Source organism: Streptomyces sp. NPDC103540 (assembly GCF_055584445.1).
Genome location: NZ_JBVJMA010000015.1, coordinates 190,813 through 212,577, shown reverse-complemented (window position 1 = coordinate 212,577; position 21,765 = coordinate 190,813). Strand labels below are relative to the sequence as shown.

The window sequence follows — 21,765 nt, the reverse complement described above, 5'->3', positions numbered from 1 at the left end:
ACCGTCAGGGCGTACCGCCGTCGGGGCTCAGGATGCGGGGGCTGAGGGCGCCGCAGGGCAGGAGTTCCACCTCGGAGCCCGCGTCGCGCAGGTCGGTGAGGACCAGCTCGTCGTACATGAGGAGTCCCGACTGTTCGGGCCACACGATGGCCCACAACCACAGCCCGCGCGCCTCGCCCGCGAACACCGCCCGGTCGTCCGGGACCCCGGACAGGTGCCACAGCGGAGTCGGCCGCCCCGCCGCGACGACCTTCGTGTGCGGCGGCGCGGAGACGTTGATGTGGGGGCCCGGGTCGGGCGCGTCGATGCCGGCGAAGCGGGAGCCCAGTCCGACGCCCAGCTCCTCCGCGATCAGCAACAGCTCGCCGATGCCGCCCAGCGGGCCCGGGCCCGAACAGGCCACGGCGGTCGCCCGTCCCCCGCTGCGGTCGTCGCCGGCGGTCGCGATCCCGGTGAACAGCCAGCCCACCGGAAGCGGCCACGGCATCCACACCGGCACCTGCGCCCGGTTCACCACCACGCCCAGGCCCTCGACGCTGGGCGGGATGACAGGCTGTAGCGGATGGACCGGTCCGTGCACCGCGCACTGCCAGGAGTCGGCGAACAGGCCGGGCGCTCGGACCCGGCCACCGCACTTCGGGCAACTCGGTTCGCCCCTCATAAGAAGCACGCTCCTCCCAGCCCGGCGCGCCGTCAAGACGCGATCACCCGTCCGGATGTCATCCGTACCCGCGGGCGCGCGGCTCAGTCCAGCGCGACGGCCGTACGCAGAGGGTCCCGCAGATCGGTGCCGCGCGCGAGCCAGCGCTCCTGGAGCGCCGCTGCGCCGTGCACCCGCTTCCAGGCGGCCTCGTTCGCCGTCATCGGCAGCAGGGGCAGGAAGCGGACCGGGTCCATCGGCTCGTCCAGGGCCAGGTCCCCGACGAGCCCGCCCGGCTCCGCGACGAGGACCGAGCTGAACGAGGCCCCCTGCCAGAGCGGTTCGCCCACGTCCAGCGAGGCGCCGGGGGCGACGATCAGCCCCTCGACCACCGGCGAGGCCGCCAGCACCGCGAGGGGGCGCAGCAGTCCGTCGGTGGGGGCGAGGCCGGCCCGTACGGTCAGGACCAGCTCGGCGCGGGGGCCCCGTACGGGGTCCGCGACCATGTCGGTGGGGTCGGTCATCGGGTGGGCGGACATGCCGAGGGTCGCGTACCGGACGAGGTCGTCGGAGGCGAAGCGGAGGACCTCGATGCGGTCGGTGCCCAGGAAGGTGACGGCGGCGCGGGCGTCGGGTTCGCCGAACGCGCTGTGCAGCCGGGCTTCGACGAGGGCCAGAATTTCTGCCATGCACCGAGCATAGAACTCGTATCAGGCGGGTAAAGGCAGGCCCCTGACCATCCGTCGGCTGATAGTGTTGACAGCTGTTCGGGGCCGCATGCAGAAGCATGTTTCGGGGCACCGGCGTCAGGACGTCCTCCACGGAGGACCGGCCGGAGGAGGTGGGGCTGCGATGGATCGAAGTCGATCGTGCAGTACCGATCGCTCTTCCGCTCCACCGGCGGGCGCCTCCCGCCCCCTGTGATCTTCGGATCAGCAGAGGACCAGTAGAAGAGCGACGGCGGAACTTCGTCCCCTCCCGTCCTGTCTCCTTCCGTACGTCCCGGGCCGTCCCGCCCCGGTCGCGGAAGGCCTCCCACCCGTACGGCCCGCAGCCGTGCGCGCGAAGGAGCCTGCCATGTCGATGCTGCCCTACCTCCGTGCCGCCGTCCGTCCTGCCCTGCGCAGGTCCACCCCCGTCCAGCCCGGCTACGACACCACCCGCGACCCCTCCGCCAGCAGCGCGGTCGTCGACTGCGCCGTGTACCGCGACGGCGGACGCGTGGAGGGCACCGCCTGTCTGTCGCCGCGCGAGGCGATGCGGCGGGTGCGCGAGAGCGGCGGCTTCGCCTGGATCGGGCTGCACGAGCCGACCGAGGCCGAGTTCGCGGGCATCGCCGCCGAGTTCGGACTGCACCCGCTCGCCGTGGAGGACGCGGTGCACGCCCACCAGCGGCCGAAGCTGGAGCGCTACGACGACACCCTCTTCACGGTCTTCAAGACGATCCACTACGTCGAGCACGCCCAACTCACCGCGACCAGCGAGGTGGTGGAGACCGGCGAGGTGATGTGCTTCACCGGCACCGACTTCGTCATCACGGTCCGCCACGGCGGACAGGGCTCCCTCAAGGGGCTGCGCCACCGCCTCCAGGACGACCCCGAGCTGCTCTCGCGCGGCCCCTCGGCCGTGCTGCACTCCCTCGCCGACCACGTCGTCGACGGGTACATCGCGGTCGCGGCGGCCGTGCAGGACGACATCGACGAGGTGGAGAGCGAGGTCTTCGCCGCTCCCGCCAAGGGCGTCGGCCGGGGCGGCGACGCGGGCCGCATCTACCAGCTCAAGCGCGAGGTCCTGGAGTTCAAGCGGGCGGTGTCCCCGCTGCTGCGGCCGATGGAGCTGCTGAGCGAGCGGCCCATGCGCCTGGTGGACCCGGACATCCAGAAGTACTTCCGTGACGTCGCCGACCACCTCGCCCGGGTGCACGAGCAGGTCATCGGCTTCGACGAGCTGCTGAACTCGATCCTCCAGGCCAACCTCGCGCAGGCGACCGTCGCCCAGAACGAGGACATGCGCAAGATCACCTCCTGGGCGGCCATCATCGCCGTGCCCACGATGATCTGCGGCGTGTACGGGATGAACTTCGAGCACATGCCGGAACTCCACTGGAAGTACGGCTACCCGATGGTGATGGCCTCGATCGTCGGGATCTGCTTCACCATCCACCGGGCCCTGCGGCGCCACGGCTGGCTGTAGGCCGCGCCCGACCGGGTGGCTACCCTGTGCGCATGACTCTCAGCGCGCTCGACCTGGCCCTCGTCGAGGAGGCCTCCAAGAAGTCCGGCCTGATCTGGGTCCGCGGCGCGGGCGCCGACCGGGCCCTGTGGCACGCCTGGGTGGACGGCGCCGCGCACGTCCTCGGCGACGGGCCGGGCGAGCAGCCGTTCCCCGGGCTCGCCGACGGGTCGGCGGCCGAGGTGACCGTGCGCAGCAAGGACAAGGGCGGCCGGCTCGTCGCCTGGACGGCGGCCGTACGGGAACTGGCGCCCGGCAGCGAGCCCTGGGAGTCCGCCGTCGCCGAGCTGAAGGGCAAGCGGCTGAACGCGCCCGACTCCGAACAGATGACGCGGCGCTGGGCGCGCGAGTGCCGGCTGCTGCGCCTGGAGCCGGTCGCCGTCGCCGAGGAGCTGCCGACCGGCTCGCTGGTCTCGGCCCCGCTGCCCTCTCCCGCCCTCACCCGGCGGGCGATCCCGGCGGCGCTGCCGAAGCTGCTGCTGAAGCGGAAGAAGAACAGGCGCTGACCGCTTGAGGCGCGCTCAGCCCCCGGTCGGGTTCGCGCCCTGGCCCGTGCCGGACCCGGTGCCCCTGGACGGCGCCGGGCCGCCCGTGCCCGTGCCGCCGCCGCCCGAGCCCGTGCCGGTGCCCGCGGCGGCGCCGTCCGTGCCGGTGCCGGTCTTCCCGTCCTTGGTGGTCGGCAGCTGGGAGCCGTAGTCCACGGTCTGGTCCTGCGTCGGCGGGTCCAGCGGGAAGGGCTTGCCCCACTCCGACAGCTCCACCCGGCCCGCGCCGCCCGCCCGCTCCATCAGCACCGGGTACGGGGTGCCGTCCAGGGACACCGAGACCTTGCCGCCCTTGCCGGCGTCCGCCGACACCGGTACCACCCGGGTCTGGCCGACCTTCGCGTACGCGCCCTTGGTGAGCTTGCCCTGGAGCCCGAGGAGCCCGTCGAGCAGGACCCGCATGTCGGTGAAACCGCGGAACTGCTTGTACGAGGGGTCGTTCTCGGGGACCTTCACGTACTTGTCGCCGAGCTTGCCCGCCGAGTCCGACGTCCCCCAGAAGGCCGCCCCCGCCTTCAGGTACAGCTCCTCCCCCACCCGCAGCAGCTGGAAGGTGGTGTCGTCCTGCGACTTCACCTCGCCGGAACCGCCGTCCGCCTTGAGCCGCATGTCGAGCGTGTAGGACTTGCCGCCCGTGACCAGGGTCCCCGACAGGTGGACCGAGGCGGCGCCGCCCGCGGCGGCCTTCGCCTGGGACTCGATCTTCTCGGCGCTGAGCTTGCCGACGCCGTTCGTGCCCTTGTCGGGGTCCTCCTTGGCGCCGCAGCCGGTGCCGGCGACGGCGAGGCCCGCGCACAGGGCGCCGATGGCCGTGGCCCGGCGCAGCCGTGCGGCGGGGGTGTGGGCGGTCACGGGCGGGGACCTCTCGTCGGTGGTCTGCGGGCAGCAGGCAGCGTACCCGGCGGCGCCGCGGGCTCCACCGGGCCCCCGCGGCACCCTCACACGCCCCCCGCCACCCCCGGGCGGACGGCCCCACCAGGACGCTTGCCCACCGCACGGGCTAGCCTGAGGCACGGCAGGACTGTTGATGGACGCTCTAGGAGGCGCTCGGATGGCTGCAGGCGCCCCGCGGATCTTCGTATCGCATCTGTCGGGTGTGCCCGTCTTCGATCCCAACGGCGACCAGGTCGGCCGGGTGCGCGACCTCGTCGCGATGCTGCGCGTCGGCGGGCGCCCGCCGCGGCTGCTGGGACTGGTCGTCGAGGTCGTCAGCCGGCGCCGGATCTTCCTGCCCATGACCCGGGTGACCGGGGTGGAGTCCGGACAGGTCATCACCACCGGCGTGGTCAACATGCGGCGCTTCGAACAGCGCCCCACCGAGCGACTGGTCCTCGGCGAACTCCTGGACCGCCGGGTCACGCTGGTCGCCACCGGCGAGGAGGTCACCGTCCTCGACGTGGCCATCCAGCAACTGCCGGCCCGCCGCGACTGGGAGATCGACCGGATCTTCGTCCGCAAGGGCAAGGGCGGCGCCCTGCGCCGCCGCGGCGAGACCCTGACCGTGGAGTGGTCGGCGGTCACCGGCTTCTCCCTGGAGGAGCACGGGCAGGGAGCCGAGAGCCTGGTCGCCACCTTCGAACAGATGCGCCCCGCCGACCTCGCGAACGTCCTGCACCACCTGACGCCCAAGCGGCGCGCGGAGGTCGCCAACGCCCTCGACGACGACCGGCTCGCGGACGTCCTGGAGGAGCTCCCCGAGGACGACCAGGTGGAGATCCTCGGCAAGCTGAAGGAGGAGCGCGCCGCGGACGTCCTGGAGGCGATGGACCCGGACGACGCGGCCGACCTGCTGTCCGAACTGCCCGAGGACGACAAGGAACGGCTGCTCACCCTGATGCGGCCCGACGACGCGGCCGACGTGCGCCGCCTGCTCTCCTACGAGGAGCGCACCGCGGGCGGCCTGATGACCACCGAACCGATCGTGCTGCGGCCCGACGCGACCGTCGCCGACGCGCTGGCCCGCGTACGCCAGTCGGACCTGTCGCCGGCGCTGGCCGCGCAGGTCTACGTGTGCCGGCCGCCGGACGAGACCCCGACGGGCAAGTACCTGGGCACGGTGCACTTCCAGCGGCTGCTGCGGGACCCCCCGTTCACCCTCGTCAGCTCGATCGTGGACACGGACCTGCCCCCGCTGCGTCCGGACGCCTCGCTGCCCGTGGTGACCAGCTACCTGGCCGCGTACAACATGGTCGCGGTGCCCGTCGTCGACGAGAGCGGCTCGCTGCTGGGCGCGGTCACCGTGGACGACGTACTGGACCACCTGCTGCCGGACGACTGGCGGGAGACGGACTTCCACTCCGAGGAGGCCGTACGTGGCCACTGAGCGGGGCCGTGGAGAGGCGGCGCGCGAGCGGCGCCGCGAGCGGCGCGAGCACGCCCGGGAGGGCCTGTCGGAGCGGCTGGAGGAGGCGGCGGACCGGCTGCGCGCCGACCGGCCGGAACGTTCCGCCGAACGGGCGCGGGCCGGCGCCGGCGCCGGATCGAGCGCGCTGTCGCGGCCGCGCGTACGGCTGGACCTGCCGCGCGCCGGACGGCGCAGGCTGCTGCCGGAGTACGACCCCGAGGCCTTCGGCCGGCTGTCCGAGCGGGTCGCCCGCTTCCTGGGCACGGGCCGGTTCATCGTCTGGATGACCCTGGTCATCGTGGTGTGGGTGCTGTGGAACATCTTCGCCCCGGACCACCTGCGCTTCGACCAGTACCCCTTCATCTTCCTGACGCTGATGCTGTCCCTCCAGGCCTCCTACGCCGCCCCGCTGATCCTCCTCGCGCAGAACCGTCAGGACGACCGGGACCGCGTCACCCACGAGCAGGACCGCAAGCAGAACGAGCGGTCCATCGCGGACACCGAGTACCTGACGCGGGAGATCGCGGCCCTGCGGATGGGCCTGGGCGAGGTCGCCACCCGCGACTGGATCAGGTCGGAGTTCCAGGACCTGATCAAGGAGATGGACGAGCGTCGCCTATTCCCGTCGGAGAGTGACGAAGGCGACCGCTAGCGGGCTTTCCTCGGGCACGCTACCGAGCCGTACCATCGGGACATGGCTACCGACACAAGCTCCGCCGCCGTGCCCGAGCAGGACGCGATCCTGGACGCGCTGGCGACGGTGAACGACCCCGAGATCCACCGGCCGATCACCGAGCTCGGCATGGTCAAATCGGTGGAGATCGGCGAGGGCGGTGCCGTCGCCGTCACGGTCTACCTCACGGTGTCGGGCTGCCCCATGCGCGAGACCATCACCAAGAACGTCACCGAGGCCGTCGAGAGGGTCCCCGGCGTCACCTCGGTCGCCGTCGGCCTCGACGTGATGAGCGACGAGCAGCGCAAGGAGCTGGCGGCCACCCTGCGCGGCGGCACCGCCGAGCGCGAGGTGCCCTTCGCCAAGCCGGGCTCCCTGACCCGCGTCTACGCGGTGGCCTCCGGCAAGGGCGGCGTCGGCAAGTCCTCCGTGACGGTCAACCTGGCCGCGGCGATGGCGGCCGACGGGCTGAAGGTCGGCGTGGTCGACGCGGACATCTACGGCCACAGCGTGCCGCGCATGCTCGGCGTCGAGGGCCGTCCGACCCAGGTCGAGAACATGATCATGCCGCCGTCCGCGAACGGCGTGAAGGTCATCTCCATCGGCATGTTCACCCCGGGCAACGCCCCGGTGGTCTGGCGCGGCCCAATGCTGCACAGGGCGCTCCAGCAGTTCCTCGCGGACGTGTTCTGGGGCGACCTGGACGTGCTGCTGCTGGACCTGCCGCCGGGCACCGGCGACATCGCGATCTCCGTGGCGCAGCTCGTGCCGAACGCCGAGATCCTCGTCGTGACCACCCCGCAGCAGGCGGCGGCCGAGGTCGCCGAGCGGGCCGGGTCGATCGCCGTGCAGACCCACCAGAAGATCGTCGGCGTCGTCGAGAACATGTCGGGGCTGCCGTGCCCGCACTGCGACGAGATGGTCGACGTGTTCGGCTCGGGCGGCGGCCAGAAGGTCGCGGACGGGCTGACCAAGACCGTCGGCGCGTCCGTGCCGGTGCTGGGGACCATCCCGATCGACGTGCGCCTGCGCGAGGGCGGCGACGACGGCAAGCCGGTCGTGCTGTCCGACCCGGACTCCCCGGCGGGCGCCGCGCTGCGCGCGATCGCGGGCAAGCTGGGCGGCCGGGCCCGCGGCCTGTCGGGCATGTCGCTGGGGATCACCCCGCGCAACAAGTTCTAGTCCGGACGCGCCCCCTTGGCGGGGCGCTCCGCGCGAAGGGCACCGTCGGTCGGCGGTGCCCTTTCCCGTGCCCGTACGGGGCCGCCGGCTACTCGTAGGTCGCGAGGTCCGTGATGGCGCAGAAGCCCAGGCCGTAGGCGCTCATGCCGCGCCCGTACGCGCCCAGGTGGACGCCGCGGCCGGTGGTCCCGGCGAGCACCCAGCCGAACTCGGACTCGCGGTAGTGGAAGGGCGTCGGCTCCCCGTCCACGGGCAGCGACAGCGTCGACCAGTCGGGGCCGGTCAGGTCGTCGGCGAGTTCCCAGGCCGCTTCGGTCTGCTGGTCGAGCCAGTGGTCGCGCAGGCCGTGGTCCATCTGCTGCGGCCAGCTGTAGGAGAGCAGCCCGGAGCCGGCGAGCCAGGCGGCGGAGGAGACCGAGGTGGCCTCCAGGACGCCGGTGCCGTCGCCGCTGCGGCGGTTCGGGTTGCCGGCGACGGTGACCACCACCGCGAAGCGTTCCTTCTCGCCGGTGGCGATCTCGCCCCGGGCGGTGGGCTCGTCGCCGTGGCCGACGGAGCCGTGCTCGACGGAGCCGTCGGCGCCGGTGCCGACCTGCATGAGCCGGCGGGGGCCGGTGAAGGCGCCGTCGAGGCCGTACCAGGGGAAGTCGGCCGCCAGGAACCGCTCGGCCGCCCGGCGGGCCGCCGGGACGGGCGCGGCGCCCTCCTGGGACGACCCCGGGGGCGTCGCCTGCGGGTTCTGCTCGGACTGCGGGGGTTCGGCGGCGGCCGGGGTGTCGGCGGGCTGTGCGCCCACCCGGCTACTGCTCGTCGTCTCCATCAGGGCGGCCTCTCGTTCCGTGGGTCCGGAACGGCCCTCCCCCTCGCCTCGCTGGGGGGACCCCCTCCCTCGGGCGTCCTCGGTCCGGACAACAGATGGAGGATAGCCATCCGACCGCGGATCGCCGGGCAGGCAGGGGCTCAGGTGGCGTCGGCGTCGAAGGGGGTGCGGGACTCGGCGGCGGGGGTCGCGGGCTTCTTCAGCAGGTCGGGGCCGGTTCCGGCGGCGGGAGCGGCGGGCGGGGCGGCCGGGGCGGCCGGGGCGGCGGCGGCCGCCTCCTCCTTGCTGTTGACGGCGTCGGTGACGTCGTTCAGCTCCTTGCGGAGGTCGAAGCTCGTGCGGATCTCCTTGAGGTCCTCGTTCTCCGTGAGCTGCTTGCGGATGAAGGTCTTCGGGTTGAGGTCCTCGAACTCGAAGTCCTTGAACTCCGGGCCCAGTTCGGAGCGGATGTCCTGCTTGGCGCTGTCGGAGAACGACCTGATCTTGCGGATCACTCCGCTGACGTCCTGGATCACCTTCGGGAGCTTGTCCGGCCCGAAGATCAGGATGGCGAGCACCACGATCGTGACCAGCTCGAGTGCGCCTATGTCGTTGAACACCTTGCCGCTCCTCGGCTCTCTGCAGTCGGGCCCGGTCAACGGTACCCGGCCCTGCCCTCCGTCCCCTACGCCGGTGCTATCCCGGTTCGGGATTCACCCCGCCGTCACGTGCCATTCGTGTCGTGATCCCTCCGGTCACGATCCGTCGGCGGAACCGAGCACCACTTCCAGGGTGCGCTCGCGGCCCTCGCGGAGCACGGTCAGGGTGAGGCGGTCACCGGGGCGGTGGGCCCTGATCTTGATGATCAGCTCGTCGCCGCCGTGGACGCGGACCCCGTCGACCTTGGTGATCACGTCGTCGGGCCTGATCCCGGCGCGGGCGCCGGGGCCGTCCGCCACCACGGAGGGCTTGCCGTCCTCGCCCTTGGCGCCGACCCGGGCTCCGTCTCCCGTGTACTGCATGTCGAGGGTGACTCCGATCACCGGGTGGGTGGCGTGACCGGTGCGGATGAGCTCCTCGGCGACGCGCTTGCCCTGGTTGACCGGGATGGCGAAGCCGAGGCCGATGCTGCCGCTCTGGCGGCCGCCGTCGCCGTCCTCGCCCTTGTCCGCGCCGCGGATCGCGCTGTTGATGCCGATGACGTGGGCGCGGGAGTCGAGGAGGGGGCCGCCGGAGTTGCCCGGGTTGATGGGGGCGTCCGTCTGGAGGGCGTCGACGTAGCTGATGTCGCTGCCGTCGCCCTTGTCCCCGCCCGCGGTGATGGGGCGTCCGGTGGCGCTGATGATGCCGGCGGTGACGGTGTTGGAGAGGTCGAAGGGGGCGCCGATGGCCACCACCGGGTCGCCGACGCGGACGTTCTCGGAGTTGCCGAGCGCCAGGGGACGCAGGCCCCGCACGCCCGAGACCTTCACGACGGCCAGGTCGTAGCCGCTGTCGCGGCCGACGAGCTCGGCGACGACGCTCTCGCCGGTGCTGAAGGTGACCGTTATGTCCTTGGCGTCGGCGACGACGTGGTTGTTGGTCAGGATGTGGCCCTGGTCGTCGAGGACGAAACCGGTGCCGGTGCCTCCGCCCGCGCCGCCGCGCACGTGCAGGGTGACCACGCCGGGCAGGGCGGTGGCGGCGATGCCGGCCACGCTGTCGGGGGCCCGGTTCTTGCTCTCGGCGGCGGCCTGGGGCAGCTCCAGGCGGGTGTTGGCGGCGCGCTCGGTGAGGATGCCCAGGTAGCCGCCGACCCCGCCCGCGAGGAGGCCCACGAGGACGACGAGGGCCACCGCCCGGCCGACGGGGGCGCGGCGGCGGCGGCCGGTGTCGGCCTGCTGGAGCGGACCCGCGGCCCAGGGGTCGTAGCGGGGGACGGACGCCGGCGCGGCGCCTTCCGGCGCGAAGGTGTCGGGGTCGGTACGGATCGACGCGCCGTCTCCGTAGGGAGCTTCCGCGGGCGGCTCGGCGGCGACCTCGGGGCCGGTCGCGGCGGGCGGCTCGGCGGGGGCTTCGCGGCCGGTCGCGTCCGCGGAGGGGATCCCGTCCGGGACCGCCCCGTCGGCCGGGGCGTCGGGCGCGGGACCGGCGGGCGCGGGACCGGCGGGCGGCGCGTCCGCCGGGGGCCGCGGTCGACTCCACCACGACGGAGCCGGATCGGTCTGCTGACTGTCGGACATGGACGCTCCCCGCAGGCCTGCCTGTCGCGCCGCACGCGGCGCACCTGCCGCCGATTCAACCAGGTAACGGCCCCCCGGGGTGCCAGGGGCCCGTCACCCGAGGGGCCCGCGGGCGCCCGGCGGCCCCGGTCGCCCGCGCCGGGCCCCGAGCGCTCAGCGCGACAGCGACACGGGCTGCGCGGTCGTCGGCGCGGTGGAGGCGGAGGCCGAGACCGAGGCCGAGACGGCGGCGGTGGGGAACTGTCCGGCGGGCCCCAGGGTGGGCGGCACCCCCGGACTGGGCAGCCGGTCGCGGACGACCGCGTCGGTCAACGGGAGCGAGGGTCCGGGGCGGGCCGCGGGGGCGTCACCGCGCGCGTTCGGCTCGATGGCCTCCAGCGGGAGGGAACCGCCGAGCGCGATCGCCGCCAGGGACACGGCTCCCGCCGCGACGAAGGCGAAGCGGCGCCGGGGGCGGCCCACCTCGTGGATGCGGAACCCCTCGCGCGCGCCGGGCGACACGGCCGGCGGGACGTATCCGAACGTCGTCGGCAGCTCGGTCGCGGGCGGCCCGGTCGGCCCCTCGGGACCACCGGCCGGCAGCCCCTGGAGCCGGGCGAGCAGCCCGGCGGACAGCGGCGGCGGGGCGCTCTCCACGAACATGCTCTTGAGCCGGCGCTGCGCGTCGGCCTCGGCCTTGCACTTGGCGCAGGTCGCCAGGTGGGCCAGTACCCGCTCGCGGGCATCGTGTTCGAGCTCCCCGTCCACCAGCGCCGCGAGCCGGTCGCCCAGGTGTTGTTCGGCGGGGGACGGACTGACGCCGCTCACTCGGCTCCGCCCTCTCCCCCGGCGCCCGGAGCGCCCACCGCCACCCCTGCGAGGGCGCGCTGCTCGGCGCGGGCTTCGGGGGACCGGTGCTTGAGCGCCTTGCGCAGGTGCGACCGGCCCCGGTGGATGCGGCTGCGGACGGTGCCGAGCTTCACGCCGAGGGTGGCGGCGATCTCCTCGTAGGACAGGCCCTCGATGTCGCAGAGCACCACGGCGGCGCGGAACTCGGGCGCGAGGGTGTCCAGCGCCTGCTGCACGTCCGCGTCGAAGTGGGTGTCGTGGAGGACCTGCTGGGGGGACGGCTCACGGCTCGGGAGCCGCTCGGCGGCGTCGTCGGCGAGGGCGTCGAAGCGGATGCGCTGCTTGCGGCGCACCATGTCCAGGAAGAGGTTGGTCGTGATGCGGTGGAGCCAACCCTCGAAGGTGCCCGGCGTGTAGGTCGACAGCGAGCGGAAGACGCGGACGAAGACCTCCTGGGTCAGGTCCTCGGCGTCGTGCTGATTGCCCGTCAGGCGGTAGGCGAGACGGTAGACGCGCGCGCTGTGCGTGCTGACGATCTCCTCCCACGTGGGAGGGGTCCACGCCTGCGGGCCCGCCTCGGCGGTGAAGGTCGCGGTGGTCGCGGCGGTGGCGGTGTGGAAGCGGTCAGCAATGTCGGTCACGGATTTCGGCTCACCCGCCGACCAGAAGAGGCGTCTGAGCACGCCCCCACGATCCACAGGCGCAGCCGCACCTCCCCTATCGGCTCTGGTGGTGTCCAGTGGAGCCCCTACCATAACCACCCCTCCCGTCAGCTCTGGATAAGCCTTTTTGCATTAACTTTGCACGGGCCTCGGGTCCCGGGCCGTCGATCTGCCCGGTGCCGTCCCCTCTATCCCGCCTCCACCCCTCCCAACGCCCGGTCCCATCTGCGGGTTCCCGACGTCAGCGGATACAGTCACCGTTGCGCCAACTATGGGGACAGGAGAGGGTCATTAGCGGCAACCGGCAGACGAGCTGGGCGTTCGCCGACGCGTTTGTCGCCGAGGACGACGCTCTGCGATGGGCCCGCGACCGGTCCAGGGAAGCGGGCCTGCGGTCCGTGTCCCCCGGCACCGGGGCCGCGCTGCGTCTGCTCGCCGCCACGGCGGACGCGAAGGCGGTCGCCGAGATCGGCACCGGCACCGGGGTCTCCGGCATCCACCTGCTGCACGGGATGCGCCCCGACGGCGTGCTCACCACGGTGGATCCCGAGGCCGACCGGCAGGCCTTCGCCCGGCAGGCGTTCCGCGCGGCGGGCTTCGCGGGCAACCGGGCCCGCTTCATCCCCGGCCGGGCCCTGGACGTGCTGCCGCGGCTCGCCGACGGCGGATACGACCTGGTCTTCTGCGACGGGGACCCGGCCGAGTCCCTCGACTACCTCGCCGAATCGTTGCGGCTGCTCCGCCCGGGTGGGCTGGTGTGCTTCGAGGGGGTCTTCTCCGACGGTCGCACCGTCGACTCCGCGGCCCAGCCGGTGGAGGTGATCCGGGTCCGCGAGCTGCTGCGCAGCGTCCGCGAGAGCCCCGCCCTGGAGGCGGCCCTGCTCCCGGTCGGGGACGGCCTGCTTTGCGCGGTCCGCCGCTAGGGTCTGTCGTCACACTCCTGTCTGCCCCGCGGCGTCCGGGCGACAACAGGAGTGTGACGACAGACCCTGGGTCGCGCGGACCGGGTCGCGGACCGGGGCGGGCCGGGCCTGGACGCAACACCGCCCCGGGCGCCAGGGGCGACCGGGGCGGTGCAGAGTTGCCTGGGGTGCCGGCGCTTCAGCCGACGACCTTCTTCAGGGCGTCACCCAGGGCGTCCGCCTCGTCCGGAGTCAGCTCGACGACAAGCCGACCGCCGCCCTCGAGCGGTACGCGCATGACGATGCCCCGCCCCTCCTTGGTGACCTCGAGCGGGCCGTCGCCCGTCCGCGGCTTCATGGCCGCCATGCTCGTTCCCCTTCCTGAAACCAGCTCATCGTCAGCCGACGGCCCCGTTCAGGCGCCTAGTACCCGGCATCGAACACATTGCTTCCCGGCCATTATCCCGCATGTCAGGACCCGATGACCAACATCGGATGGGAACGCTTGCGCAACGCGCTCGACCAAAACCACTCATTTCGGGGACCGGCCTGCGATACTTCGCCGCCGCCCCCTGAAGACTCCGTCCGTTCCGTTTGACGCACATCACATGCCCGGCCGTCGCCCCGTCCGCCATGCTGACCCTTGGACCGGCCGGTACCGGCCGGTAGCCAAGCCCGCGACGAAGGGGGACCCCCGCCATGGCCGACAGCGTGCTCTACGAAGTGACCGACGGACTCGCCACCATCACGATCAACCGGCCCGACGCGATGAACGCCATGAACACCGAGGCCAAGGTCGCGCTCCGCGACGCGGTCGCGGCCGCGGCGGCCGACGCGGCGGTACGGGCGGTCCTGCTCACCGCCTCCGGCAACCGGGCCTTCTGCGTGGGCCAGGACCTCAAGGAGCACATCGGCAACCTCGCGGCGGACCGCGAGAACGGCTCCACCCTGACCATGCGCACCGTCGCCGAGCACTACAACCCGATCGTCCGGGCCCTCACCGAGATGCCCAAGCCCGTGGTGGCGGGCGTGAACGGGGTCGCGGCCGGCGCCGGCTTCGGCTTCGCGCTGGCGGCGGACTTCCGGGTCGTCGCCGACACGGCGTCCTTCAACACCTCCTTCGCCGGCGTGGCGCTGACGGCCGACTCCGGGGTGTCCTGGACCCTCCCCCGCCTGATCGGCGCCTCCCGCGCCTCGGACCTGCTGCTCTTCCCGCGCTCGGTCAAGGCGCAGGAGGCGTACGAGCTGGGCATCGTGAACCGCCTGGTGCCCTCGGAGTCCCTGCGCGCGGAGGCCGAGAAGGTGGCCCGCACCCTCGCCGCCGGTCCGACGGTGGCCTACGCCGCGATCAAGGAGTCCCTGGCCTACGGGACCTCGCACCCGCTCTCCGAGGCCCTGGAGCGCGAGGACGTGCTCCAGGCCCGCGCCGGCGCCTCCGAGGACCACGCCATCGCGGTCCAGGCCTTCCTGGAGAAGCGGCCGCCGGTCTACCTGGGTCGCTGACCCGGGGCGGGCGAGGGCCCGGAGACGGCCTGCGCCTCGCGGGCGACACAGCCCGCGAGGTGGTCGTTGACCAGGCCGCACGCCTGCATCAGGGCGTAGGCGGTGGTCGGTCCCACGAAGCGGATGCCGGCCTTCTTCAGGGCCTTGGCCAGGGCCGTGGACTCGTCGGTGACGGCCGGTACGTCGGCCAGGCGCTTCGGGGCCCGGCCCCGTCGGCGCGGGGCGTGGGACCAGATCAGCGCGTCCAGCTCCCCCGGCTTCCACCCGGCCAGCTCCCGCGCGTTGGCGAGGGTGGCCTCGATCTTGGCCCGGTTGCGGATGATCCCCTCGTCCGCGAGGAGCCGTTCGACGTCCGCCTCGCCGAACTCCGCCACGGCCGCGATCTCGAACCCGGCGAAGGCGCTGCGGAAGCCCTCGCGGCGGCGCAGGATCGTCAGCCAGGACAGCCCGGACTGGAAGGCCTCCAGGCACAGCCGCTCGTACAGCGCGTCGTCGCCGTGGACCGGGCGGCCCCACTCCGTGTCGTGGTAGGCGACGTAGTCCTCGGTGGCCAGGCCCCACGCGCAGCGCGGCTCCCCGTCCGGTCCGGGGAGCAGGCCGAGGTCGCTCATCGCCCGTCCTTCCCGAGGTCGACGCGGGGCGCCTCGTCCGGCTGCCGGTCGGCGGCCGGCGTCGGGGTCGTGGTCCCGGCGGCGGCCGGGGTCACGAGGGCGGAGAGTTCGGCGATGCGGGCGTCGCGCTCGGCGAGCTCCGCGGCGAGTCGGTCGAGTACGTCGTCCACCTCCGCCATCCGGTAGCCGCGCGGCGCGACCGGCAGGCGCAGGGCGTCGATGTCGGCCCGTTCGACGGGGCGGGTCTCCGGGAGGGCGTCGACGACCCGGTCCGGCTCCGCCTCGGGCAGAACGGCCTCGGACCCGCCGCCGACCACCGCGAGGGTGACCGCGGCCACGACCACGACCAGCGCGATCAGCAAGAACCAGAACACGATCAACTCCCCTGAGAGACTCCGGCCACCAGGTTAAGGTCGCAGACGAGGCGCGAGGGTCGCCGAAGGAGGAAAGAGCGGGATGCTGCGACTGGGCAGGCGCGAGTTCGACACCCACGAGCCGGTGATCATGGCCATCGTGAACCGGACTCCTGACTCCTTCTACGACCAGGGCGCGACCTTCCGCGACGAGCCCGCGTTGGAGCGGGTGGAGCGGGCGGTGGCCGAGGGCGCCGCCATCATCGACATCGGCGGGGTCAAGGCCGGGCCGGGCGAGCACGTGGACGCGGCCGAGGAGGCCCGGCGCACGGTCGGCTTCGTGGCGGAGGTGCGCCGCCGGCACCCTGACGTGGTGATCAGCGTGGACACCTGGCGCCACGAGGTCGGCGAGGCCGTGTGCGAGGCCGGGGCCGACCTCCTGAACGACGCGTGGGGCGGTGTGGACCCGAAGCTCGCCGAGGTCGCGGCCCGTCACCGCGTCGGGCTGGTGTGCACCCACGCGGGCGGGGTCGAACCCCGGACGCGGCCGCACCGCACGACGTACGAGGACGTGATGGAGGACATCCTGCGCGTCACGGTCGGGCTCGCCGAGCGGGCGGCGGCCCTCGGCGTGCCGCGGGAGTCGATCATGATCGATCCGGGGCACGACTTCGGGAAGAACACCCGCCACTCCCTGGAGGCCACCCGGCGGCTCGCGGAGATGGCGGACACCGGCTGGCCGGTGCTGGTGTCGCTGTCCAACAAGGACTTCGTCGGGGAGACCCTCGACAAGCCGGTCAAGGAGCGCCTGCTGGGCACCCTGGCGACCACGGCCGTCTCGGCCTGGCTGGGCGCGCGGGTCTACCGCGTCCACGAGGTCGCCGAGACCCGTCAGGTGCTGGACATGGTGGCGTCCATCCGGGGGCACCGCCCGCCTGCGGTCGCCCGCCGGGGCCTGGCCTGACCGTCACGCCACCGTCCGGCCCGCCGGGGCGGTGCCCCGGCGGGCCGGGTGCCCGCTACTTGCCGGCTTCCTTCGTGACCAGGGCGATCGCCTCGTCCACGTCGTCGGTGACGTGGAAGAGGTAGAGGTCCTTCTCCGAGGCCTTGCCCTGGGCGATCACCGTGTCGCGCAGCCAGTCGATCAGCCCGCGCCAGTACTCCGTGCCGAACAGCACGATCGGGAAGCGGGTGATCTTCTGCGTCTGCACCAGCGTCAGCGCCTCGAACATCTCGTCCAGCGTGCCGAGCCCGCCCGGCAGGACGACGAAGCCCTGGCTGTACTTCACGAACATCGTCTTGCGGACGAAGAAGTACCGGAAGTTCAGCCCGAGGTCGACGTGCTGGTTGAGGCCCTGCTCGAAGGGCAGCTCGATGCCCAGCCCGACGGAGATCCCGTTCGCCTCGCGCGCGCCCTTGTTGGCGGCCTCCATCGCGCCCGGGCCGCCGCCGGTGATGACGGCGAAGCCGGCGTCGACGAGCGCGCGCCCGATCCGTACGCCCGCCTCGTACTCCGGCGAGTCCACCGGGGTGCGGGCCGAACCGAACACGCTGATCGCCGGCGGCAGCTCCGCCAGCGTGCCGAAGCCCTCGATGAACTCCGACTGGATGCGCAGGACCCTCCAGGGATCGGTGTGCACCCACTCGGAGGGCCCGGCCGAATCCAGCAGCCGCTGGTCCGTCGTGCTGCCCGCCTGGACCTGGCCCCGCCTGCGCAACACCGGCCCGAGCTGCTGCTCCTCGGGCCGACGACGAGCGGTGCCTTCGGGGTTGCCCATGATGTGCTCCCTCCTGCTGATCGTTGGATCAGGGTAGGCTCACGAAGGTGACGACAAGCGGAATTCAGGAGGTCAGCCAGGCGCGGAGTCGTTCCTCGCAGTGGAGGATCGCCTTCGTGTCGACCCGCTCGTCGACCTTGTGCGCCAGCAGGGCGTCGCCCGGGCCGTAGTTGACCGCCGGTACGCCGAGGGCGCTGAAGCGGGCCACGTCCGTCCAGCCGAACTTGGGCATGGCGCGACCGCCGACCGCCTCCATGAAGGCCGCCGCGGCCGGGTGGGCCAGGCCCGGCAGGGCCCCGCCGGAGAAGTCGTCGATGACGAACTCGTCGACGCCGCAGCCCTCGAAGACCTCCTCCACGTGGGCGATGGCCTCCTCCACGCTGCGGTCGGGGGCGTAGCGGAAGTTGACCGTCACCGTGCACGCGTCGGGGATGACGTTGTTGGCGACGCCGCCCTCGATGCGGACGGCGTTGAGGCCCTCGTGGTACTCCAGGCCGTCGATGACGGGCTTGCGCGGTTCGTACGCGGCCAGCCGCTCCAGGATCGGGCTCGCCGCGTGGATGGCGTTGGAGCCCATCCAGCTGCGGGCGGAGTGCGCGCGCTCGCCGCGGGTGCGCAGCAGGACGCGCAGGGTGCCCTGGCAGCCGCCCTCGACCTCGGCATTGGAGGGCTCCAGCAGGACGGCGAAGTCGCCGGCCAGCCAGTCGGGGTGGGCTTCGGCGACCTTGCCGAGGCCGTTGAGGTCGGCGGCCACCTCCTCCTGGTCGTAGAAGACGAAGGTGAGGTCGCGGTTGGGCTCGGGGACGGTCGCGGCGATCCTCAGCTGTACGGCGACCCCGGACTTCATGTCCGTGGTGCCGCAGCCCCACAGGACGCCGTTCTCGTCCAGGCGGGAGGGGACGTTGTCGGCGATGGGCACGGTGTCGAGGTGCCCGGCGAGGACGACGCGCTCGGCGCGGCCGAGGGCCGTGCGGGCCACGACGTTGTTGCCGTGGCGGTCGACCGTGAGGTGCGGCAGGGCGCGCAGGGCGTCCTCCACGAGGTCGGCGAGGACCTTCTCGTCGCCGCTCACGGAAGGGATGTCGACGAGCCGGGCGGTCAGCTCGGCAGCGTCCAGGGTGAGGTCCAGCTCGGATTCGGACATGGAGCTGACCCTAACGCCCCGGGATGGGCGGGAACCGGGTGCGTCCGGCCCATGGACGCGTCATATGACTGAAGTACGGTGGGCCGCGTGTCCGAGACCGATCGCTCCCGTCCTCGCCGTCGCCGACCCCTGCGCAGGGTCGCGGGCGGTCTGCTCGTGTTGTGTGCCGTGATCGGCTACTGCGTCGCCCAGCGCGATTCCAGCGGGGGCGGCGCCCCGTACTGCACGGCTTCGGCCCCGGGGACGGCCGTCGGGTCCTCGGACGGGGACGCGGTGCGGACGTACGAGATGACCCCGGAGCAGGCGGCGAACGCGGCGACGATAGCGGCCGTCGGGATCTCCAAGGGGCTGCCGGACCGGGCGGTGACGATCGCGTTGGCGACGGCCATGCAGGAGTCGGCGCTGCGCAACCTGGACCACGGCGACCGGGATTCGCTGGGCCTGTTCCAGCAGCGGCCCTCGCAGGGCTGGGGCACCCCGGCGCAGATCCAGGACCCCGTGTACTCGGCGGGGATCTTCTACGACCGGCTCGTCGAGGTGAAGGGGTACACGCGCCTGCCGCTGACCGTGGCGGCGCAGCGCGTGCAGTTGAGCGGTTTCCCGCAGGCCTACGCGAAGCACGAGCCGGACGCGACGGTGCTGACGGCCGCCTTCGGCGAGGGCGCCACGGGCGCCACCCTGTCCTGCTCCGGACCGGCTCCGAAGCCGGGTGACCCGGAGGAGGTCCGGGCCGCGCTGGCCCGGGACTTCGGCAAGGAGGCGACGGTGGCGGCGCCGGCCGCGGGGCAGTCGGGCGCGCAGGCGGGCGCACGGGCCGGAGCGGGTTCGGACGCGCGGGCCGGTGGCGCGGGCGACGTCCTGGTGGTGCGGCCGAAGGCGGACGACGGGCCGGGGCGGGAGCGGCGGGCCCGGGCGGTGGCGCACTGGGCGGTGGCCCGGTCCTCGCAGCTCGGGATCTCCGGGGTGGCGTACGACCGCGCGGACTGGACGGCCGGCAAGGACCGGGGCCGGTGGAAGCAGCGTGAGGCGAAGGCGGACGTCCCGGGTGCGGCGCCCGGCGAGGTGCGCATCTCCGTGGGCCGCTGAACGCACCCCCTCCGGGGGCCCGGTCCGCCGCCGGTCGCGCGTACGAGTGATCACCCGTCCGGGGGGTGCCGCGTGGCCGCGGCGGGGCCGTGACGGGCGACAGACGCCCTGGTGGGCGCGCGTCCGGTGCGTTTGTCGCGGAAGCCGATTAAACGATGCGTTACCGATCCTTTACCCGGGGGGTCCGCAACTCCACCCACCCCGGCAGCGGTTGTACACGGCGTACTCAGCCGCTACCGCTTAGGAGCATCATGTCCCTCCCCCTGACCCGTCGGATCGCCCGTGCCGCGCTGCTCGTCGCAGCCGGGACCGCGCCCGTGGTCGGTGCGGCCGGCGCCGCGGGCGCCGCGGAGCTGCCGCAGTTGGGCACGCTCACCGCCCCGGACGCCTCCGACGCGGCCGCCGCGCCCACCGCCGCCGCCGGCGACGTGGCGGGCACCGCCACGGAGGCCCTGCCGGCCGCCGCTCCCGCCGCCGAGGTGGCGGGCGGCGCGGGGCAGCTGCTGGGCGGTCTGCCCGTCTCCCAGCTGCCGGTGTCGCAGCTCCCGGTCTCCGAGCTGCCGGTGTCGCAGCTCCCGGTGGGCTCCCTGCCGCTGGGCGGCTGATCCGCCGTCCCCCGCGGAAGCCGAAGGGGGCCGGGAGTGCGAACTCCCGGCCCCCTTCGGGCCGTTCCGGTCCGGCCGCGGGAGCTAGCCCAGGCGCTTGACCGCGGCGGCGACCCGTTCGTCGGTGGCGGTGAAGGCCACGCGGACGAAGGAGGCGCCGGCCTCCCCGTAGAAGTCGCCCGGTGCGACGAGGATGCCGAGGGACGCGAGGTGGGCGACGGTGTCCCAGCAGGGCTCGTCGCGGGTGACCCACAGGTAGAGGCTGGCCTCGCTGTGCTCGACGCGGAAGCCGTGGGCCTCCAGGGCCGTGCGCAGCGCGTCGCGGCGGGCGGCGTAGCGGGCGCGCTGTTCGTGGACGTGCTCGTCGTCGCCGAGGGCGGCGACGACGGCGGCCTGGACGGGGGCGGGAGTCATCATGCCGCCGTGCTTGCGGATCTCCAGGAGTTCGCCGAGGACGTCGGCGTCGCCCGCGATGAAGGCGGCGCGGTATCCGGCCAGGTTGGAGCGCTTGGAGAGGGAGTGGACGGCGACGATGCCCTCGTAGGAGCCGCCGCAGACGTCGTCGTGGAGGACGGAGACCGGTTCGGCCTCCCAGCCCAGTTCGAGGTAGCACTCGTCGCTGAACAGCAGGACGCCGTGCTCGCGCGCCCAGGCCACGACGCGGATCAGTTCCTCCTTGGGGAGGACCTTCCCGGTGGGGTTGGACGGGGAGTTGAGCCACAGCAGCCGGACGCCGGTCGGGTCGAGCTCGGTCGGGTCGTCGTAGACGACGGGCTCGGCGCCGCACAGCCGGGCGCCGACCTCGTACGTCGGGTAGGCCAGGCGCGGGTAGGCCACCTTGTCGCCGGCGCCGAGGCCGAGCTGGGTGGGCAGCCAGGCGACCAGTTCCTTGGAGCCGACGACGGGCAGGACGTTGCGGTGGCCGGCGGCGCTCGCGCCGAGGCGGTCGCGCAGCCAGCCGGTGATCGCGTCGCGCAGCGCGGGCGTGCCCCATACCGTCGGGTAGCCCGGGGAGTCCGCGGCGTCGGTCAGGGCCCGCCGGACGAGGGCGGGCACCGGGTCCACGGGCGTGCCGACGGAGAGGTCGACGATGCCGTCCGCGTGGGCCGCCGCCGTGGCCTTGTACGGCTCCAGCTTGTCCCAGGGGAAGGCGGGAAGACGGTCGGAAACTGCGGCCACGGTTCTCTGCTCTCTGTGCGCTGGGTGGGTGAAACGGCTCGGTCCCGCGCGGCGTGAGTGCCGTACGGGACCGAGGTGCGCGTCAGCCGGGGACGGTCAGTGCCCGGCGTTGATGTCGGCGGGCTGGCCGGCGACAAAGGGGTGGTCGCGCTCGATCAGGCCGAGCTTGGAGGCACCACCGGGCGAACCGAGCTCGTCGAAGAACTCGACGTTCGCCTTGTAGTACTCCTTCCACTCCTCCGGGGTGTCATCTTCGTAGAAGATGGCCTCGACCGGGCAGACCGGCTCACAGGCGCCGCAGTCGACGCACTCGTCCGGGTGGATGTACAAGGACCGCTGGCCCTCGTAGATGCAGTCGACGGGGCACTCTTCGATGCATGCCTTGTCCTTGACGTCGACACAAGGCTCCGCGATGACGTAGGTCACGCTCTCGTTCCTCCTCGGTAGGGCTGTCCATTCGCGCGGGAGCGCGGCGTC

The 21,765-nt window shown here is 73.2% G+C and carries 25 protein-coding genes; 10 read left to right on the top strand and 15 right to left on the bottom strand.

Annotated features, from left to right (window positions below):
- Positions 1-4: 4 nt before the first annotated feature.
- Together ACZ6ZI_RS31525 and ACZ6ZI_RS31520 are read right to left on the bottom strand one after the other, a co-directional pair.
- Entirely contained in the window at positions 5-661 is a 657-nt protein-coding gene (locus ACZ6ZI_RS31525) for a DUF6758 family protein (protein WP_363053143.1), read from the bottom strand.
- 83 nt (positions 662-744) lie between these two features.
- Entirely contained in the window at positions 745-1,329 is a 585-nt protein-coding gene (locus ACZ6ZI_RS31520; protein ID WP_469526526.1) for a suppressor of fused domain protein, read from the bottom strand.
- Positions 1,330-1,717: 388 nt separating this feature from the next.
- Between ACZ6ZI_RS31520 and ACZ6ZI_RS31515 the strand changes: the two genes are divergently transcribed.
- Positions 1,718-2,833 (top strand): magnesium and cobalt transport protein CorA, encoded by a 1,116-nt coding sequence (locus ACZ6ZI_RS31515; RefSeq protein WP_469526524.1) that lies wholly within the window; start codon positions 1,718-1,720, stop codon positions 2,831-2,833.
- 32 nt (positions 2,834-2,865) lie between these two features.
- Positions 2,866-3,378: a hypothetical protein gene (locus tag ACZ6ZI_RS31510; protein WP_469526521.1), complete on the top strand. Its 513-nt coding sequence runs from the start codon at positions 2,866-2,868 to the stop codon at positions 3,376-3,378.
- 15 nt (positions 3,379-3,393) lie between these two features.
- On the opposite strand, the gene ACZ6ZI_RS31505 is transcribed toward ACZ6ZI_RS31510, so the two are convergent.
- On the bottom strand, positions 3,394-4,269 hold the full coding sequence (locus ACZ6ZI_RS31505) for a hypothetical protein (protein WP_469526520.1): 876 nt from the start codon (positions 4,267-4,269) through the stop codon (positions 3,394-3,396).
- Positions 4,270-4,468: 199 nt separating this feature from the next.
- Between ACZ6ZI_RS31505 and ACZ6ZI_RS31500 the strand changes: the two genes are divergently transcribed.
- The 3 genes from ACZ6ZI_RS31500 to ACZ6ZI_RS31490 all read left to right on the top strand — a co-directional run bounded on the left by ACZ6ZI_RS31500 (position 4,469) and on the right by ACZ6ZI_RS31490 (position 7,616).
- On the top strand, positions 4,469-5,740 hold the full coding sequence (locus ACZ6ZI_RS31500) for a magnesium transporter MgtE N-terminal domain-containing protein (RefSeq protein WP_363053138.1): 1,272 nt from the start codon (positions 4,469-4,471) through the stop codon (positions 5,738-5,740).
- Between the two features lie 166 nt (positions 5,741-5,906).
- Complete coding sequence (locus ACZ6ZI_RS31495; protein ID WP_363053417.1) at positions 5,907-6,413, top strand: DUF1003 domain-containing protein; 507 nt, start codon at positions 5,907-5,909, stop codon at positions 6,411-6,413.
- Positions 6,414-6,455: 42 nt separating this feature from the next.
- Entirely contained in the window at positions 6,456-7,616 is a 1,161-nt protein-coding gene (locus ACZ6ZI_RS31490; protein WP_469526517.1) for an Mrp/NBP35 family ATP-binding protein, read from the top strand.
- Positions 7,617-7,704: 88 nt separating this feature from the next.
- Here ACZ6ZI_RS31490 and ACZ6ZI_RS31485 read toward each other — a convergent pair whose 3' ends face one another.
- The 5 genes from ACZ6ZI_RS31485 to sigE all read right to left on the bottom strand — a co-directional run bounded on the left by ACZ6ZI_RS31485 (position 7,705) and on the right by sigE (position 12,220).
- On the bottom strand, positions 7,705-8,436 hold the full coding sequence (locus ACZ6ZI_RS31485) for a hypothetical protein (RefSeq protein WP_469526515.1): 732 nt from the start codon (positions 8,434-8,436) through the stop codon (positions 7,705-7,707).
- Positions 8,437-8,576: 140 nt separating this feature from the next.
- Positions 8,577-9,035 (bottom strand): sec-independent translocase, encoded by a 459-nt coding sequence (locus tag ACZ6ZI_RS31480; RefSeq protein WP_469526513.1) that lies wholly within the window; start codon positions 9,033-9,035, stop codon positions 8,577-8,579.
- A 135-nt stretch (positions 9,036-9,170) separates the two neighbouring features.
- Positions 9,171-10,637 (bottom strand): S1C family serine protease, encoded by a 1,467-nt coding sequence (locus tag ACZ6ZI_RS31475; RefSeq protein WP_469526512.1) that lies wholly within the window; start codon positions 10,635-10,637, stop codon positions 9,171-9,173.
- Between the two features lie 153 nt (positions 10,638-10,790).
- Positions 10,791-11,444, bottom strand: a complete 654-nt coding sequence (locus tag ACZ6ZI_RS31470) for a zf-HC2 domain-containing protein (RefSeq protein WP_469526510.1) — start codon at positions 11,442-11,444, stop codon at positions 10,791-10,793.
- A complete protein-coding gene (gene sigE, locus ACZ6ZI_RS31465) occupies positions 11,441-12,220 on the bottom strand; it encodes an RNA polymerase sigma factor SigE (RefSeq protein ID WP_469526508.1) in 780 nt (259 codons plus the stop codon). The genes ACZ6ZI_RS31470 and sigE overlap by 4 nt, the downstream gene beginning before the upstream one ends.
- 167 nt (positions 12,221-12,387) lie before the next feature.
- Between sigE and ACZ6ZI_RS31460 the strand changes: the two genes are divergently transcribed.
- The gene (locus ACZ6ZI_RS31460; RefSeq protein ID WP_267012383.1) at positions 12,388-13,050 is read left to right on the top strand and encodes an O-methyltransferase; all 663 of its coding nucleotides are present in this window, start codon (positions 12,388-12,390) and stop codon (positions 13,048-13,050) included.
- 178 nt (positions 13,051-13,228) lie between these two features.
- Here ACZ6ZI_RS31460 and ACZ6ZI_RS31455 read toward each other — a convergent pair whose 3' ends face one another.
- Entirely contained in the window at positions 13,229-13,396 is a 168-nt protein-coding gene (locus ACZ6ZI_RS31455) for a DUF3117 domain-containing protein (protein ID WP_003966491.1), read from the bottom strand.
- A 332-nt stretch (positions 13,397-13,728) separates the two neighbouring features.
- Between ACZ6ZI_RS31455 and chcB the strand changes: the two genes are divergently transcribed.
- A complete protein-coding gene (gene chcB, locus ACZ6ZI_RS31450) occupies positions 13,729-14,532 on the top strand; it encodes a 2-cyclohexenylcarbonyl CoA isomerase (RefSeq protein ID WP_469526505.1) in 804 nt (267 codons plus the stop codon).
- On the opposite strand, the gene ACZ6ZI_RS31445 is transcribed toward chcB, so the two are convergent.
- The gene (locus ACZ6ZI_RS31445) at positions 14,517-15,143 is read right to left on the bottom strand and encodes a DNA-3-methyladenine glycosylase I (protein WP_469526503.1); all 627 of its coding nucleotides are present in this window, start codon (positions 15,141-15,143) and stop codon (positions 14,517-14,519) included. The genes chcB and ACZ6ZI_RS31445 overlap by 16 nt on opposite strands.
- Positions 15,140-15,523, bottom strand: a complete 384-nt coding sequence (locus ACZ6ZI_RS31440) for a DivIVA domain-containing protein (protein ID WP_469526501.1) — start codon at positions 15,521-15,523, stop codon at positions 15,140-15,142. The genes ACZ6ZI_RS31445 and ACZ6ZI_RS31440 overlap by 4 nt, the downstream gene beginning before the upstream one ends.
- Before the next feature lie 76 nt (positions 15,524-15,599).
- Here ACZ6ZI_RS31440 and folP point away from each other — a divergent pair, with 76 nt between their 5' ends.
- Positions 15,600-16,460: a dihydropteroate synthase gene (gene folP / locus ACZ6ZI_RS31435; protein ID WP_363053128.1), complete on the top strand. Its 861-nt coding sequence runs from the start codon at positions 15,600-15,602 to the stop codon at positions 16,458-16,460.
- A gap of 55 nt (positions 16,461-16,515) precedes the next feature.
- Here folP and ACZ6ZI_RS31430 read toward each other — a convergent pair whose 3' ends face one another.
- Together ACZ6ZI_RS31430 and dapE are read right to left on the bottom strand one after the other, a co-directional pair.
- Positions 16,516-17,274: an LOG family protein gene (locus tag ACZ6ZI_RS31430; RefSeq protein WP_363053127.1), complete on the bottom strand. Its 759-nt coding sequence runs from the start codon at positions 17,272-17,274 to the stop codon at positions 16,516-16,518.
- Positions 17,275-17,338: 64 nt separating this feature from the next.
- The gene (gene dapE / locus ACZ6ZI_RS31425) at positions 17,339-18,418 is read right to left on the bottom strand and encodes a succinyl-diaminopimelate desuccinylase (protein ID WP_363053126.1); all 1,080 of its coding nucleotides are present in this window, start codon (positions 18,416-18,418) and stop codon (positions 17,339-17,341) included.
- 87 nt (positions 18,419-18,505) lie between these two features.
- Between dapE and ACZ6ZI_RS31420 the strand changes: the two genes are divergently transcribed.
- Together ACZ6ZI_RS31420 and ACZ6ZI_RS31415 are read left to right on the top strand one after the other, a co-directional pair.
- Positions 18,506-19,504 (top strand): hypothetical protein, encoded by a 999-nt coding sequence (locus ACZ6ZI_RS31420; RefSeq protein WP_469526500.1) that lies wholly within the window; start codon positions 18,506-18,508, stop codon positions 19,502-19,504.
- Between the two features lie 251 nt (positions 19,505-19,755).
- The gene (locus ACZ6ZI_RS31415; RefSeq protein WP_469526499.1) at positions 19,756-20,109 is read left to right on the top strand and encodes an ATP-binding protein; all 354 of its coding nucleotides are present in this window, start codon (positions 19,756-19,758) and stop codon (positions 20,107-20,109) included.
- An 84-nt stretch (positions 20,110-20,193) separates the two neighbouring features.
- On the opposite strand, the gene dapC is transcribed toward ACZ6ZI_RS31415, so the two are convergent.
- Positions 20,194-21,288, bottom strand: coding sequence for a succinyldiaminopimelate transaminase (gene dapC / locus ACZ6ZI_RS31410; protein ID WP_469526498.1), 1,095 nt, complete (start codon positions 21,286-21,288; stop codon positions 20,194-20,196).
- Between the two features lie 96 nt (positions 21,289-21,384).
- On the bottom strand, positions 21,385-21,714 hold the full coding sequence (gene fdxA, locus ACZ6ZI_RS31405; protein WP_249767649.1) for a ferredoxin: 330 nt from the start codon (positions 21,712-21,714) through the stop codon (positions 21,385-21,387).
- Positions 21,715-21,765: the final 51 nt, after the last annotated feature.